The following is a 14286-nucleotide window of genomic DNA, read 5'->3' on the forward strand; positions in this document are numbered from 1 at the left end:
CGAAGTTTGAACGTAATGCCGGCGCTCAGGTTCCAACCGGAGATAGCGGCTAATTTTTCCCAGATTTTGGCGAGCGCAGCAGCAGGGCAATCGGTACCAGCAGGGCTGTGATTATGGCGCTGTAGCGAAAGACGTCGATATAGGCGAGCAGGGAAGCCTGGCGGCCGATTATCTGCGCCAGCCAGCCGATTGCCTGCTGCTTCGCCTCTATTATAGGCGCTTCTTGCGAAGCGAAATGCTGCGTCGCCTGCTGCAACGCGTTCTGGTAAGCCGAGGATGACTGTGCGGTGTGAGCGACCAGGTTCGACTGATGGATCTGCGCGTTCTGCGCGATGACGGTGTTCGACAGTGACACACCTATGCTGCCGCCGATGTTGCGGGCCACGTTGATCAGGGCAGAGGCCTGGTTGGTCTCTTGCGGTCGCAATCCGACATAGGCAGCCGTCGAGATCGGAATGAACAGGAAGGGCAATCCGATTGTGATGAAGATGCGGGCGTAGACGAAATAGCTGAGGCCGGCATCGCCTGATAGCGTCGTCAGGTGCCATAACCCAACCGCGACAGCCGCCATGCCGATCATGATGAGATATTTCGGCTGCACCATGCCGGAGGCGAATCCGGAGATGGGCATCAGCATCAGCATGGCGATGCCCCCCGGCATCATCGAGAGCCCCGACAGCGTCGCGGTATAGTCGAATGTCTCCTGCTGCAGCTGCGGCAATATCTGGGTGGTGCTGAACAGGACTGCGCCGACGGCCATCATCACGATGAAGGCGGTGCCGAACTGTCGGCTGAAAATCAGCCGCATGTCGACGATCGGGTCGCGATTGCGAAACTCCCATGGGATGAGGATGAGGAATGCAACTGCCGAGATGACGGCAAAGGTGGTTATGAGACTCGATTGGAACCAGTCATTGCGCTGGCCCTCGTCAAGGAAGATTTCCAGGCAGCCCAGCGCCATCGCGACCAGGATGAATCCGACCCAGTCGATTTTCAGGCCGCCCTTGAGCCGTTCCTTGCGTTCGCGCTCGAGCACGTCGGGTTCGACGACAAGCCATTGCACAAGGGCAAGCGACATGATGCCGAACGGCACGTTGATGAAGAAAATCCAATGCCAGGAGAAATTGTCGGTCAGCCAGCCACCGATCGTCGGTCCGACGGTGGGCGCGACGATGACGGCGATGCCGTAAAGCGCGAAGGCCTGCGAACGCTTGGCCGGCGGGAACATGTCGGCAAGAATGGACTGCTCGCTCGGCGCCATGCCTCCGCCGCCGAGTCCCTGGAGAATGCGGAAGACGATCAGCATCGGCAGGTTTGTCGCCAGCCCGCAAAGCAGCGATGCGAGCGTGAAGGTCGCGACGCAGATCATGTAATAGCGCTTGCGGCCAATCACGCTGGATAGCCATCCGCTGATCGGAATGATCACGGAATTGGCGACGAGATAGGTGGTGATGATCCACGTGCTTTCGTCCATGCTCGCCGCGAGGCTGCCGGCGATGTTGCGCAAGGCGACGTTGGCGATGGATGTGTCGAGCACCAGCATGAAGGTGGCGATCGACACGACGGCAGCGATGATCCACGGATTGCGGCCGCCGGCGGCCGACCGGCTTTCGTCGCCTTGCGTCTGTGCCTGATCGCTCACCGCACCTTGACCGTTGGCACGACGGAAAGGCCCGGTCCAAGCAGCACGTCCGGCGGGTTGTCGAAGACGATCTTGACCGGCACGCGTTGCACGACCTTGACGAAATTCCCGGTCGCATTCTCTGCCGGCAGCACGCTGAACGCCGTGCCGCTGCCAGCCTGGATGCTGTCCACGCGACCCCGGAATGTCTTGTCGGGATAGGCGTCGATATCGATGTCGACGGGCTGGCCGGCCCGCATCAGATCGATCTGCGTTTCCTTGAAATTGGCCTTGATCCAGACGTCATTGGGCACGAACATCATCAGCACCTGGCCGGGCTGGGCGTAAGTGCCCTTGGCCGCTGAAATGCTGGTGGCGCGGCCGGCGACAGGCGCCACCACGGTGACGCGCGACAGAGTTGTGCGCGCCTGGTCCTGGCTGGCCTTGGACTGTTCGAGTTTGGCTTGGGAACTCTTTCCCTGCGCCTGCAGTACGGTGATCTGGTTCTTGGCGGCGGCGACGCTGGCCTCGGCACTGTCGAATGCCGCCTGATCCTGCCGCAACGTCGATGAGGCCTGCTGTGCCTGCTGCTGTGTGCCCGCGCCCTTCGCCAGCAGTTCGCTGTTGCGCTTGTCTTCGGCCTTGGCGAAATCGAGCGCGGCCTGCGCCTGCGCAACCTGCTTCTGCGCTTCATCGACTTTGGCGTTCTGCGCCTCGATCTGGGCCGCCACGTCGACGATATCGGCCTCCGCGGATGCGACTGCTGCATCCGCCTGCTTGAGGGACGCCTGATAGTCGCTATCGTCGATGCGCAACAGCACGTCGCCGGCTTTCACAGGCTGGTTATCGGTCACCGCGACATCGGTGATGCGGCCCGATATCTCGGCGCCGATCGTTACGGTGCGGGCATCGATGAAAGCGTCGTCGGTCGATTCATACTGGCGCGCGTTCAGCCACCACAGGATTAACCCGACGGCAGCGAGCAGCAACACGATCAGAATCGCGATGGAGATGAAGGGGTGCCGTCGTGGGAAGCTCAGCAGACTGGGCTTTGGTTTTTCCGCCTTCGCGTCGGGCTTTTTGGGCTCTGGGGTGTCGGCCTCAGCCGTATCGTTCCTGCGTTTTGGCGAGGCGTCGGATTTGACTTTGCGCGATGAGCCCCGCGTATCGCTGGTTTCGTCGGATTCTTTGGTTTCGGTTTTGGCGTCCACGGGAGAACTCTCAAGAAAGCGACGACCGCATTCTGGCAGCGGCGAGTCAACGACAACTGTTTGGAAAAGTTCCTGGCAAGCCGACTCGATGCACGTCAGGTAAGGCCGGTCAGCCGATTGCGAACCTGACCACGACCGCCAGGACCAGGATACCCACAAGGCCTGGGATGAATATGATCCGACGCGCGCAGGCCCGCAGAATGATCTCGCCCTGCCGCGCCTGGTGCGCCGAAAAGACACGCCCGTCCTCGCTGTCGGCAGGCTGGCTGCGCCTGTCGTCTCCGGGATCGTTATGCCGATCGTCGCTCATAGGTCATTTCCTGTCTGGCGCTACTCATCGGGCGCGGTCGCCGGTGCCGTGTACCGCCGGCGGACGGCGTCGAGCACGCGCTTTCGACTTTTCTCGGCTGAAAGCTTCTTGTCCTTCTCCGCCTCCGCGGTTTCGCGGGCGAGGTCCTTGTCGCGGATTTGATGGCGGAACCATTCGGAATAATCGCCGGACCGCAGATGGAACTCCCAGGTCCTGTCATCGATACCCTCGGCGATCTGGGCAAAAATCATCAGATTGTGAGCCCTGAGATTCATCGCATTGTCGGGGCCGTGGAAGTAGAAGCTGCCGGCTTCATCGAGTTGCCCCTCGGCATATTTGCGGCTGTGCCGCTTGAGCGATTGACGCGGCTCGGTGACCTTCACCGTCTTCAGCTTCTTGCCGGACTGCGGTCGCCAGAACAGCACGCGCGAGCCCTTCGGCGTGGGTATCTCTTTCGGCGGCTCCATGCCGGTCTCGTGACAAAAGGCCTTGAAGACATCCTTCGCCTTGGGGCCCAGCGCGGTGACAGCCGTTACCAGGCGCAAGACATCGGTCGAGATTGCCTCGGGATCAACGGTGATTAGGATCGTGCCCGGCAACTCTAGGGACAGGATCGCGCGCGTATCGTCGCGTCGCTTCGGCAGAAGATGGTGGGCTTCGTCGATGACCAGCCACTGTGGCCGCGCCGTGCGCCTGCGGAAGCTGCCGAGGTCGGGCAGGAGGTTGGCAAAGAAATCCGGCCGCTCGTCGACACGCAGTGCCAGCCCGTTGACGACGACATTGCTGTCGGCCTTGGCAATCAGGTCCAGAACCTGCGCCTTCGTCGGTGGGGCGGAGCCATCACCCAGCCGGACGGCGCCCTCAAGCCCGTCATAGTCGCCTTCGGGGTCGAAGACGCAGAACTGGAACTTGCCTTCGACAAGGCGTTCCGTCAGCGCAGTGGCCAAGGTGGATTTGCCGATGCCCGAGCTGCCGGCGATAAGGACGGTATCTGTCGGCGCCAAATAGACGTCGTCGCCACCGGCCGATCCGAGAACGATGCCGTCATGGCGCCTCGACACGATCCCATGATCGCGCTTGATCATTCTGTCGATCAGTTGCTCCACGCCTTTTCCACGCGCGCCGCGCATGACCAGATTGGCGGTGTCCTTGACCGCGGGGATGGCGTTGTCGACGGCGACGCTGCAGCCGCAAACCTTGAGGAAGGAATGGTCGTTTTCGGCGTCGCCAACACCAACGACATTGTGCGGCGACAGCCGAAGGTCCTGTAATGCCGCGGCCAGTCCGGTGGCCTTGTTGACACCGCTCGGCAGGATCATCACCGCGCCCTTGTTGAAGATGATTTCGAGCCCCACCCCCATCGTCTTGATGACTTCTAGGACGGTCGCCTGATGTGGCTCCCAGGTGGCGACGATCGACCTGCCGACCGACAGCGGCTTGACTCCCGCCTTCTTCAGTCTGGCGACGAATTTGGGATCGGGCGCCGGCGAGATCGTCCGCTCCTCCTCACTTGCCGGCGTGTAGATCATCGCGCCGTTTTCGGCGACGACCTTGTCAAACAGGCCAACTTCGGGAAAGACACGCTTGAGGTCGGGCAGTTCGCGCCCGGTGACCAAGATCAGCTTGCGGCCGCTTTTCTTGAAGCGCTCAAGCGCCGCAATTGTTTTCTTGGTGACGATCCCGTCATGCGCCAGCGTGCCGTCATAGTCTGTCGCCAAAGCAATGAAATACATCGCCTTGGCCTCAGTAGCCGCCGACAACCGGAAGGATCTCGCCGGTGATGTAGCTTGAGCATTGCGAGGAGGCGAGGAACACATAGGCCGGGGCGAGTTCCTCCGGTTGTGCCGGCCGTTTCATCGGCGTGTCCGCGCCGAATTTCGACACGTCGTCGGCTTCCTTGTCCGAGGGATTGAGTGGTGTCCACACAGGTCCCGGCGCGACCGCGTTCACGCGAATGCCCTTGTCGATGAGATTGCCTGACAGGGCACGCGTGAAGGCGTGAATGCCGCCCTTGGTCATGGAATAGTCGACCAGTTCCTTCGAGCCATCGATGCCGGTCACCGATCCGGTGTTGATGATCGCGGAGCCGGGTTTCATGTGCGGCACGGCTTCCTGTGCCATATGGAAATAGCCGTAGAGATTGGTCTTCAACGTCGTGTCGAAATGTTCCTCGGTCAGGTCGCTGAAATCGGTGGAATTGATCTGGAAAGCGGCGTTGTTGACGAGCACGTCGATGCGGCCGAATTCTTTCACAATGTCTGCCACCGCGCTGTGGCAATCCACGCGCTTGGCGACATTGGCTTTTACCAGCATGCAGCGCCGCCCTTCCTTTTCGACAGCGGCTTTGGTTTCTTCGGCATCTTTGTCCTCCGCCAGATAGACAATCGCGACATCCGAGCCCTCACGGGCAAACAACACCGCGACCGAACGGCCGATGCCGGAATCGCCGCCCGTAATAACGGCTACTTTGTCTTGGAGTTTTTTCGATCCGAGATAGTACGGCGCATCATACAGCGGCACCGGCTCGACCGCCCATTCATGCCCAGGCTTGGGTTGATGCTGCTTGGGAAAAAGTGGCTCCGGATAAGTGCGAGCACCGGCCTGCATTGCGTGGGTTTTGCCGTTGCCTTTCGATTTGTCCTTGGCGTCGATGCCGCGCTGGATATGGCGTTGCTTGGCTGCTTCCGCTGATGTCTGCGACTTCGTTTGCATGGTTGTCTCCTCGGCTTGGAGAACGGACAACGTGCGGCGAGCAAAAAGGTTTGCACAGTGTGTCGAAAGAGGCGTCAGCCTTTCGGCAATGCATAAGCGATGACATCGTCGCCGACTTTCGTCTCCCTGAAATGGTGGCCGCCCGGCGCAATGACGACATACTGCCTGCCGTCGATCTCATAGGTCATCGGGGTGGTTTGGCCGCCAGCCGGGAGGTCAGTCTGCCAAACCTCCTTACCGGTCTTGATATCAATGGCCCGCAGCTTGTTGTCCGTTGTCGCGGCGATGAAGATCAGGCCGCCCGCCGTCACCACTTCGAGCGGCGTGTTTTCGGGCGAATACTTATCCTTGACCGCCTTGTCAGGCATGTCGCCGGTGTGGAAGTCCCAAACCTTGGTTAGCTGCGAAACGTTGTCTGCGTTGATTTGCTTCACCGGCGAGTAACGGTTGCCAGTTCCGAGCCGCCATAGACCGGCCAATCGGGCCCGGCTGGATGCACCGTTGAATCGGTCTGACCGGATGCGGCAGTGGCGTTCGCCTGGTTCGGCACTGGCGAGTTGGTGGCAGGCGGAGCTTCCTGCGACTACGCCGCCACGGTGAAGTGGTGAAACCCGAGTGAGCAGGCAAGCACCAGAACAGTGGCAGATGCGGTCGCGTAGGCGCCGTCACCAAGCCGCCTCATGCGTCGGTGGCCAGAGGCGGGCAGGGCCAACAGCACGAAAACAAGGATGACCGTCGGCGCCAGCACCCCGGGGCATCAGTCCCCAACTGTCCATGCCGACTTCCCAATAGGCCCAGGCCAGCGTGGCAATCCAGGTCAGAACGTAAAGCCAGATGCCGGCGACGTTGCCGCTCAAAAGCAGACCGCCTGCTACCAGCAGCGCAATTCCAGTCGGCAGATAGTACCAGGAGCCGCCCAGCGCGATCAGCCAAGCGCCGCCAGCGCCGATCAGTAAGCCGAGGATCACGAGCAAACCTCCCACGAACATGGTCCACCAGAAGGCGAGGCCGGAACGGCGGGGCTGCGTGGAGGTTGGGTCGGCGGCGACGTGGGGCATGGCAAGATTTCCAAATGCGGATCAATTGTGATCATCCCGAACGCCGGCCGTTACACATGGTTGCGAACGGCTCTGATTTTCGAACTGCTCGCGGCTCACCATTTTGTGAGCACTCGGTCTTGACGGAACCTTTGTCACATCGGCGTCGTTAGGCGCTCGATTGACAAGCTTGCTCATGCAAATCGGCGAGGGGATGCCGCAGGTCTTTTCCAGCAACGCCAACGGGATTGCCCGCTTCGTGCTGTGGGGAGTTTGCTTTTTCTCCTTGTTTGTCGCCATCGGCGGCACCGCACTTTTGCGATCAGGCTTCGTCACCGGCGTCGGACAACCCATCGCCCAACCCATCCCCTTCAGCCATAAGCACCATGTCGGCGAAATCGGCTTGGACTGCCGTTACTGTCACAGTGGTGTCGAGACATCGGCTTCCGCAGGTCTGCCTGCGACTGAGGTCTGCATGACCTGTCACTCGCAGCTCTTCACCAATGCAGACATGCTGGCACCGGTGCGCGCAAGCCTTGCCTCAGGCCAGCCATTGCAGTGGCAGCGCGTCAATTCCGTGCCGGACTTCGTCTACTTCAACCATTCGATCCACATTGCCAAGGGCGTCGCCTGCGAGACCTGCCATGGCGAGGTCGATGACATGCCGCTGATGCAAAAGGCGCATTCGCTGTCGATGGAATGGTGCCTTGGCTGCCACCGCGATCCCGGTCCCAATCTTCGCCCGCCGCAGGATGTTTTCGAGATGCATTGGAAGCCGCCGCAGGACATCGAAGAGGTCAGGCGCTCGTTGATCAGCATCCTCGATATTCACACCCAGACCATGACGGATTGCTATGTCTGCCACCGCTGACATCAAGCCGGTCGCGGCTTCCGACCTTGCCGCACTTCGGCTCGCCGCTGCGGGGCGTGGACCATGGCGAAGCCTGGATGAACTGGCTGATAGCGCGGAATTTCAACGCTTTGTCGAAGCTGAGTTTCCAGCAATTGCGGAACGCATGCCGCTCAGTGTGGACCGCCGGATGATGTTGAAGCTGGTGGGAGCGTCGCTGTCGCTTGCCGGCCTGACTGCTTGCAGCGAGGCTGAAAATATCGTGCCCTATGTGCGCCAGCCTGAAAATGTCATTCCCGGCAAGCCGCTCTACTACGCGACAGCTCTCTCCAGCGATGGCTACGGCATCGGCGCTGTTGTCGAGTGCCATGAAGGCCGGCCAACCAAGGTCGAGGGCAATCCGGATCACCCGGCATCACACGGTGCAACGGATGCCGTCATGCAGGGTGCGGTGTTGTCGCTGTTCGATCCCGAGCGATCTCGCACGCCGCTCAGTCGAGGAGAGCCGGCCAGCTACGACGATTTTCTCAAAGATATCGCCGGGCTTGCCGGTGGATGGACCGCCTCAGGCGGACAAGGCTTGGCTCTGCTGATCGAAGCGACGACATCACCGACAGCAAAAGCTCAGATTGAAGCGCTTAAGAACCGATATCCCAAGCTCCGCGTCTTCCAGCACGATCCGCTCGCGGCCAATTCCGGCGAGCAGGCAGCGGCGAGACTGTTCGGCAAGCCGCTGGTGCCGGTCTACCATTTCGACCGGGCCGATGTGATCGTCGGCCTGGATGCAGACTTTCTGGGGGAAGGGCCAGGTCGTCTGGCCTATGCCCGAGATTTCGCCAATCGGCGTCGCATGCGTAAATCGGCCGACACGATGAGCCGTCTTTACGTCATCGAGTCGACGCCGACGATCACGGGTGCGGCGGCCGATCATCGTCGTGCCGTCAGGCCAAGTGCCTTAGAGGGTATTGCGGCTGCGCTCAAAGCGGCTCTCGAGGGCGACAAAGTGACAGCCGGTCCGTCGCCGCTCGAGCCAACGTGGACGGCTGCGCTTGTCGATGATCTTCGCAGCGCGGGACGCAACGCACTCGTGGTGCCCGGTGCGCACCAGGCACCGTTTGTCCATGCGGCAGCGTTTGCCATGAATGCCAGGCTTGGCGCCATCGGGAACACGCTGGAATTCATCGAACCTCCTGATGCCATGCCAAGCGATGGCGACCTTGCGATACTCTGTCAGGCCATTGCAGACGGTTCGGTCGACACGGTGTTCGTGCTCGGTTCCAATCCGCTGCAGACCGCGCCATCGGACATCGATGTCCGCAAGAGCTTTTCCAGGCTAAAGCTTCTAATCCACTGGGGGCTCTATCGCGACGAAACGGCATTCCCAGCGCACTGGCATATTCCCACCGCGCATGAACTGGAAGGTTGGAGCGATATCCGCGCCTACGACGGCACGGCTTCGATCGTACAGCCGCTCATTCAGCCCTTGTTTGGCGGCAAGAGCCTGCATCAGATGCTTGCCGCGCTCGGCGGCGAATACGACGCTGACGAACAGGCACTGGTGCGAGCGACGTGGAAGACCATGGATGAGCCGGCCTGGCGCAAGGCGCTGCGTGACGGTGTCATTCCAAACACCGCCGCCGCCCCCTTCGTGGTCACCATGCCGGCGGATATTGGCGGACCTGCCAGTCAACCTTCCGTCGCCGATCGATTGGAGGCCCGCTTCGTCGCCGATCCCTGGCTGCGTGATGGCCGCCACGCCAATTCGTCCTGGCTGCAGGAACTGCCGCGGCCGCTGAGCAAACTTGTCTGGGGTAACGCGGCTCTGGTCTCGCCCGGCACCGCGGAGCGCCTTCAACTTGAGAACGGGCAGATCGTCAACCTGGCGCGCGGCGGCAAGGATATGGACGTGCCGGTCTGGATTACACCGGGCCAGCCGGAAGAGACGGTGACGCTGTCGCTTGGCTTTGGGCGCAAGATCGGATCGGTTGCCGCGCTGGCTGGCGGGTATGATGCCTTCACTCTGCGGACCACTGGCGCTCTCTGGTTTGCCGATGACCTCGTGCTGACCGCGCGCGAGGATTCGGCGCGCGTGATCACGACCCAGCACCATCAGGCGATGGAGGGCAGGGCGATCGTTCGTCGCGCGACGCTCGATGCCTTTAGAGACGATCCACATTTCGTGCGCGAGAATGTGCCCGCGGCGCCCACCGAGTCCTTGTATCCAGACTGGACGTACGACCAGGAAGCCTGGGGGATGGCGATCGACCAGTCGGCGTGTATCGGCTGCATGGCGTGCGTTTCGGCATGCCAGGCTGAAAACAACATCCCGACCGTCGGTCCGGACGAGGCGGCACGCGGCCATGAAATGCACTGGCTGCGCATCGACCGCTACTACGAGGGCACCGTCGATGATCCCGACATCTTCTTCCAGCCGGTGCTATGCATGCAATGCGAGAAGGCGCCATGTGAGGTGGTCTGCCCGGTCAACGCGACGACCCATACGCATGACGGGCTGAACGCGCAGGTCTACAACCGCTGCATCGGCACGCGCTACTGTTCGCAGAATTGCCCCTACAAGGTGCGGCGCTTCAACTTCTTCGCCTATCAGGATTTCGACAAGGACGCGGCCGGACCCCAACAGGCCGTGCACAATCCCGACGTCACGGTGCGTTCGCGCGGCGTCATGGAAAAATGCACGTACTGCGTCCAGCGCATTTCCGAGAAACGCATCCGCGCGCAGATCGAGAACCGCGAAATCGCCGCCGACGAGGTGGTGACCGCCTGCCAGCAGGCGTGTCCGACGCAAGCGATCAGCTTTGGCGATCTCAACAGGAAGGGTTCGAAAGTCGTGCGCGAAAAGAGCGCGCCGCACAATTATGCCCTGCTCGAGCAACTGAACACACGGCCACGCACGACCTATCTCGGCAAGATCACGAATCCGAACAGCCTGCTTGCCGGAAAGCCCACGGGGGAGACTGGCGATGGCTGAAGAGATCGCCGGCAGAACGGGTCCGCCGCGCCCGCCAGTGCTGCGCGGCCATCACGATTTCCCCGAGATCAGCGGCCGCGTCAGCGCGATCGTCCTGGACGGAAAATTGCCGCGCCTGTTCTGGGCTGCATTCTTCGTCTGCTTTGTCTTCGTGCTGCTGTTTCTGTTTTCCATCACCTACCTGATTTCGGTCGGTGTCGGCGCCTACGGCATCAACATTCCCGTCGTCTGGGGCACGCTGATCTCAAGCTTCGTCTGGTGGATCGGCATCGGCCATGCTGGCACTCTGATCTCGGCGGTATTGCTGCTGTTGCGCCAGCCCTGGCGCGCCTCGATCAACCGCTTCGCGGAGGCAATGACGCTGTTTGCCGTGGCAATGGCCGGGCTTTACCCCATCTTGCATCTTGGCCGGCCGTGGTTCTTCTATTGGCTGCTGCCGCTGCCCAACACCCACATGCACTGGCCACAATGGCGTAGCCCGCTGGTCTGGGATTTTGCCGCGATTTCCACCTATGCCACCGTCTCGCTGCTGTTCTGGTATATGGGCCTGGTGCCTGACCTCGGCGTACTGCGCGACCGGGCAAAGTCGCGCACAGGACAAGTTTTTTACGGTATCCTTGCACTCGGCTGGCGCGGCTCGGCCTTCCATTGGGCGCGCTACCAGACCGTGTATTTCCTGATGGCGGCGCTGGCGACGCCGCTGGTGGTGTCGGTGCACTCGATCGTCGCGCTCGATTTCACCTTTGCCATCACGCCGGGCTACCACTCGACAATCTTCCCGCCTTATTTCGTCGCTGGTGCGCTGCTGTCCGGCTTCGCCATGGTGCTGACGATCGCCATCCCCTTGCGCTGGGCGTTCGCGGTCGAGGATCTGATCACGCTGCGCCATATGGAGAACGCCGCCAAGCTGATGATCGCGGCCGGTATGATCGTCATTTACGGCTACGCGTCGGAAGCTTTCTTTGCCTGGTATTCGGGGCAGCGCTACGAGCGAGCCATGATGGCTGAACGCGCCGTCGGTCCGTACGCTCCCTTGTTCTGGACGATGCTGTTTTGCAACTGTGTCGTGCTTCAGTTGCTGTGGTTTCGCCGTGTTCGGCTCAACATGCCACTGCTGTTTTCCATCGCGCTGGTCATCAATATCGGCATGTGGCTGGAACGCTATGTCATCGTCGTGACTGGCCCAAGCCGCGACTATTTGCCGTCTTCTTGGGGCGAACAGTCGCTGACCTGGCTCGATTTCGGTATCCTGTTCGGCTCGATCGGCACCTTCTTCGCGCTGGTCTTTCTGTTCATCCGCATCCTGCCGGCGATCACCATCTTCGAAGTCGAGGAACTGGCTGAGGAGAAAGGTGGTCGGGCATGAGCCTCTATGGCGTCATCGCGGCTTTCGCCGATCCGGATGCGCTGACGCAAGCGGCACGGACGATGCGCGACAAGGGCTATCGGCACATGGACGCCTTCTCGCCCTTTGAAGTACGTGGCCTTGCCGATATTCTGGGCATGCAAAAGACCCGGCTGCCTTGGGCCGTGCTTTTCGGCGCTGTTGCCGGCGCCGCGCTCGTCTATGGCCTGATCCTTTATTCGGTCGAGGTCGATTATCCTCTCAATGTCGGCGGGCGGCCGCTGCACTCGTGGCCGCCTTTCACGGTGATCGCGTTCGAGGCGGCTATTCTGGGTGCTGCACTGGCCGGCTTTGCCGGCATGCTGTGGGCGAACGGTCTGCCGCAATATTACCACCCGGTCTTCAACGCCAAGACCTTCACCTACGCGCGCGGCGGCAAGTTTTATCTGCTCGTCGAAGCGGTCGACCCGAAATACCGCAAGGGCGTCACCAAGGGTCAATTGACGCGGCTTGGTGCCGAAACGGTCGAGGAGGTGGAGGCATGAGGGGCCTTATGCTCCTGTTGTCGCTCCTAGCGCTGATCGCCGGCTGCAAGCAGGATATGGCCGACCAGCCGCGCTACAATGCGCTCGCAAGCAGCACGCAGTTCGCCGACGGCATGTCGGCGAGGACACCGGTTGAAGGTACAGTGACGCGGGACGCTGACCTGACCCCAACGCCCAACGGCATTCCCTATCCAATCACCATGGCGCTGCTCCAGCGTGGCCAGCAGCGTTTCGACATATTCTGCTCGCCCTGTCACGGCCGCACCGGCGACGGCCATGGCATGGTGGTCAAGCGCGGCTTTCCGGCGCCGCCGAGCTATCACCAGGACGCGCTGCGCAACGCGCCGGATCGACATTTCTACGACGTCATCACCAACGGCTATGGCGCCATGTATTCGCATGCCGCGCGCGTGCCGCCAAACGATCGCTGGGCGATCGTCGCCTACATCAGGGCTCTGCAATATTCGCGATATGCATCCGCCGACGCGTTGCCGGCCGCTCTTCGGACGAGACTCGATGCGGAGGCTGCGCGATGAAACGGCCTGCATGGTCCGATGGATATTTTGCTCCGGTGGTTATGCTGGCCGTCGCGGGACTTCTGCTGTGCAGCATCGGTCTGTTCCTCGATCCACGCAGCACGCTAGCCGGCTGGCTGACGGTTGCGCTCTTCCTGCTTGGATTGCCGCTTGGGGCAATAACGATCCTATTGGTGCATGCGCTGACCGGCGGTCGCTGGGGCGAGGCATTGCGTGCGCCGTTACGCGCCCTTGTCGCGACCTTGCCGCTGGCCCTGCTGTTGCTTCTGCCTGTTGTCACACGGGTTGATCTGGTTTTCCCATGGGCGGGAACAGACCCAACCATGCTGCCGGAGACGGTGCGGCAAAAGCTTGCCTATCTCAACGTGCCGTTCTTCATCATTCGCTCCATCGTCTGCGCCTTAATCTGGCTGGTGCTTGGCCGGCTGATCCTTGGATGGACAGCGCCTGATAAAAACAGGGCAAGAGCCACAACGAGCCGTCCCCAGGCAATCGGGCTCATCGTTCACGGCCTCGCCGTGACCGTGTTTGCCATCGACTGGATGCTATCGAGCGAGCCGGATTTCTATTCGACGATCTACGCCATGCTGGAGGCTTCAGCAGAGGTCGTCGGCGCCTGCGCACTGGCATTGGCTGTACTGGCCGCGGGCCGTGCGATCGAGACGATGCCGGGCGGCGAGGACGATACGGCGCTGGGCGAAGACGTCGCCAACATGCTGTTCGGTTTCATGCTCATCTGGGCCTACCTGTCCTTCATGCAATGGCTCATCATCTGGGCCGGCGACCTGCCGGAAGAAATCCACTGGTATATCCTCCGCGGCCAGCATGCCTGGCAATACCTGCTGTGGCTGCTGATCGCGCTGCAATTCGTTGTCCCATTCGCAGGCTTCCTCAACCGCTCGGTCAAGCGCAGTCATCGCGGCCTGCTCGGGCTTGGGGCGCTTGTGCTGGCCGGACATTTCGCCGAAGTCCTCTGGCGCATCCGCCCGGCTCTGTCGGCGCCGATGTCGTGGACGGACCTGGCGGCTGTCGCGGGTGCCGGCAGCGCATGGTGCGCGTGGTTCCTTTGGGCCTTGTCCGAGCCGAACCGGATTTCATTGTGGCGCTGGAGGCAGGTCCGTGGCTAAGGC

At 61.4% G+C, this 14286-nt stretch carries 12 protein-coding genes and 3 pseudogenes; 7 read left to right on the forward strand and 8 right to left on the reverse strand.

The annotated features are described in order from the left end of the window. Positions 1–49: 49 nt before the first annotated feature. The 8 genes and pseudogenes from MesoLj_RS22260 to MesoLj_RS22290 form a co-directional block, all read right to left on the reverse strand. Complete coding sequence (locus tag MesoLj_RS22260) at positions 50–1642, reverse strand: DHA2 family efflux MFS transporter permease subunit (protein WP_202322508.1); 1593 nt, start codon at positions 1640–1642, stop codon at positions 50–52. Then, positions 1639–2613 (reverse strand): HlyD family secretion protein, encoded by a 975-nt coding sequence (locus tag MesoLj_RS22265; protein WP_244735133.1) that lies wholly within the window; start codon positions 2611–2613, stop codon positions 1639–1641. Before MesoLj_RS22265 ends, MesoLj_RS22260 begins: the two co-directional genes overlap by 4 nt. 328 nt (positions 2614–2941) lie before the next feature. After that, the gene (locus MesoLj_RS22270; RefSeq protein ID WP_202322511.1) at positions 2942–3142 is read right to left on the reverse strand and encodes a hypothetical protein; all 201 of its coding nucleotides are present in this window, start codon (positions 3140–3142) and stop codon (positions 2942–2944) included. Positions 3143–3162: 20 nt separating this feature from the next. Beyond that, positions 3163–4875, reverse strand: coding sequence for an HAD-IIB family hydrolase (locus MesoLj_RS22275; protein ID WP_202327407.1), 1713 nt, complete (start codon positions 4873–4875; stop codon positions 3163–3165). 10 nt (positions 4876–4885) lie between these two features. Next, entirely contained in the window at positions 4886–5854 is a 969-nt protein-coding gene (locus MesoLj_RS22280) for an SDR family oxidoreductase (RefSeq protein ID WP_202322512.1), read from the reverse strand. A 74-nt stretch (positions 5855–5928) separates the two neighbouring features. After that, positions 5929–6168: pseudogene (locus MesoLj_RS22285) on the reverse strand (pyrroloquinoline quinone-dependent dehydrogenase); the annotation flags it as partial. A gap of 57 nt (positions 6169–6225) precedes the next feature. Continuing rightward, positions 6226–6288, reverse strand: a pseudogene (locus MesoLj_RS36870) (hypothetical protein); the annotation flags it as partial. 231 nt (positions 6289–6519) lie between these two features. Next, entirely contained in the window at positions 6520–6912 is a 393-nt protein-coding gene (locus MesoLj_RS22290) for a hypothetical protein (protein WP_202322513.1), read from the reverse strand. Positions 6913–7105: 193 nt separating this feature from the next. Here MesoLj_RS22290 and MesoLj_RS22295 point away from each other — a divergent pair, with 193 nt between their 5' ends. The 7 genes and pseudogenes from MesoLj_RS22295 (at position 7106) to MesoLj_RS22320 (ending at position 14283) form a co-directional block, all read left to right on the forward strand. Beyond that, positions 7106–7762 carry a cytochrome c3 family protein gene (locus MesoLj_RS22295; RefSeq protein WP_202327411.1) on the forward strand — a complete coding sequence of 219 codons (657 nt, stop codon included), beginning with the start codon at positions 7106–7108 and terminating at the stop codon, positions 7760–7762. Next, positions 7746–7889 (forward strand): annotated as a pseudogene (locus MesoLj_RS36875) (TAT-variant-translocated molybdopterin oxidoreductase); the annotation flags it as partial. The gene MesoLj_RS22295 and the pseudogene MesoLj_RS36875, both read left to right, overlap by 17 nt. An 18-nt stretch (positions 7890–7907) precedes the next feature. Continuing rightward, the gene (locus MesoLj_RS22300; protein WP_244735135.1) at positions 7908–10730 is read left to right on the forward strand and encodes a 4Fe-4S dicluster domain-containing protein; all 2823 of its coding nucleotides are present in this window, start codon (positions 7908–7910) and stop codon (positions 10728–10730) included. Beyond that, a complete protein-coding gene (nrfD, locus tag MesoLj_RS22305) occupies positions 10723–12096 on the forward strand; it encodes an NrfD/PsrC family molybdoenzyme membrane anchor subunit (RefSeq protein ID WP_202322521.1) in 1374 nt (457 codons plus the stop codon). Before MesoLj_RS22300 ends, nrfD begins: the two co-directional genes overlap by 8 nt. After that, positions 12093–12620: a DUF3341 domain-containing protein gene (locus MesoLj_RS22310; RefSeq protein ID WP_202322522.1), complete on the forward strand. Its 528-nt coding sequence runs from the start codon at positions 12093–12095 to the stop codon at positions 12618–12620. Before nrfD ends, MesoLj_RS22310 begins: the two co-directional genes overlap by 4 nt. After that, positions 12617–13156 carry a c-type cytochrome gene (locus MesoLj_RS22315; protein WP_202322523.1) on the forward strand — a complete coding sequence of 180 codons (540 nt, stop codon included), beginning with the start codon at positions 12617–12619 and terminating at the stop codon, positions 13154–13156. Before MesoLj_RS22310 ends, MesoLj_RS22315 begins: the two co-directional genes overlap by 4 nt. After that, complete coding sequence (locus MesoLj_RS22320) at positions 13153–14283, forward strand: hypothetical protein (RefSeq protein WP_202322525.1); 1131 nt, start codon at positions 13153–13155, stop codon at positions 14281–14283. The genes MesoLj_RS22315 and MesoLj_RS22320 overlap by 4 nt, the downstream gene beginning before the upstream one ends. Positions 14284–14286 lie beyond the last annotated feature (3 nt).

The sequence above is a fragment of the Mesorhizobium sp. 113-3-9 genome, assembly GCF_016756515.1.
In the GTDB taxonomy this organism is placed as follows: Bacteria; Pseudomonadota; Alphaproteobacteria; order Rhizobiales; family Rhizobiaceae; genus Mesorhizobium.

What these genes read in the sequence shown, in the direction of transcription:
- MesoLj_RS22300 (WP_244735135.1), top strand. Translation starts at nt 7,908, where the DNA reads ATGCCGCTCAGTGTGGACCGCCGGATGATGTTGAAGCTGGTGGGAGCG.
- MesoLj_RS22310 (WP_202322522.1), top strand. Translation starts at nt 12,093, where the DNA reads ATGAGCCTCTATGGCGTCATCGCGGCTTTCGCCGATCCGGATGCGCTG.
- MesoLj_RS22295 (WP_202327411.1), top strand. Translation starts at nt 7,106, where the DNA reads ATGCCGCAGGTCTTTTCCAGCAACGCCAACGGGATTGCCCGCTTCGTG.
- MesoLj_RS22290 (WP_202322513.1), bottom strand. Translation starts at nt 6,912, where the DNA reads ATGCCCCACGTCGCCGCCGACCCAACCTCCACGCAGCCCCGCCGTTCC.
- nrfD (WP_202322521.1), top strand. Translation starts at nt 10,723, where the DNA reads ATGGCTGAAGAGATCGCCGGCAGAACGGGTCCGCCGCGCCCGCCAGTG.
- MesoLj_RS22280 (WP_202322512.1), bottom strand. Translation starts at nt 5,854, where the DNA reads ATGCAAACGAAGTCGCAGACATCAGCGGAAGCAGCCAAGCAACGCCAT.
- MesoLj_RS22275 (WP_202327407.1), bottom strand. Translation starts at nt 4,875, where the DNA reads ATGTATTTCATTGCTTTGGCGACAGACTATGACGGCACGCTGGCGCAT.
- MesoLj_RS22315 (WP_202322523.1), top strand. Translation starts at nt 12,617, where the DNA reads ATGAGGGGCCTTATGCTCCTGTTGTCGCTCCTAGCGCTGATCGCCGGC.
- MesoLj_RS22270 (WP_202322511.1), bottom strand. Translation starts at nt 3,142, where the DNA reads ATGAGCGACGATCGGCATAACGATCCCGGAGACGACAGGCGCAGCCAG.
- MesoLj_RS22320 (WP_202322525.1), top strand. Translation starts at nt 13,153, where the DNA reads ATGAAACGGCCTGCATGGTCCGATGGATATTTTGCTCCGGTGGTTATG.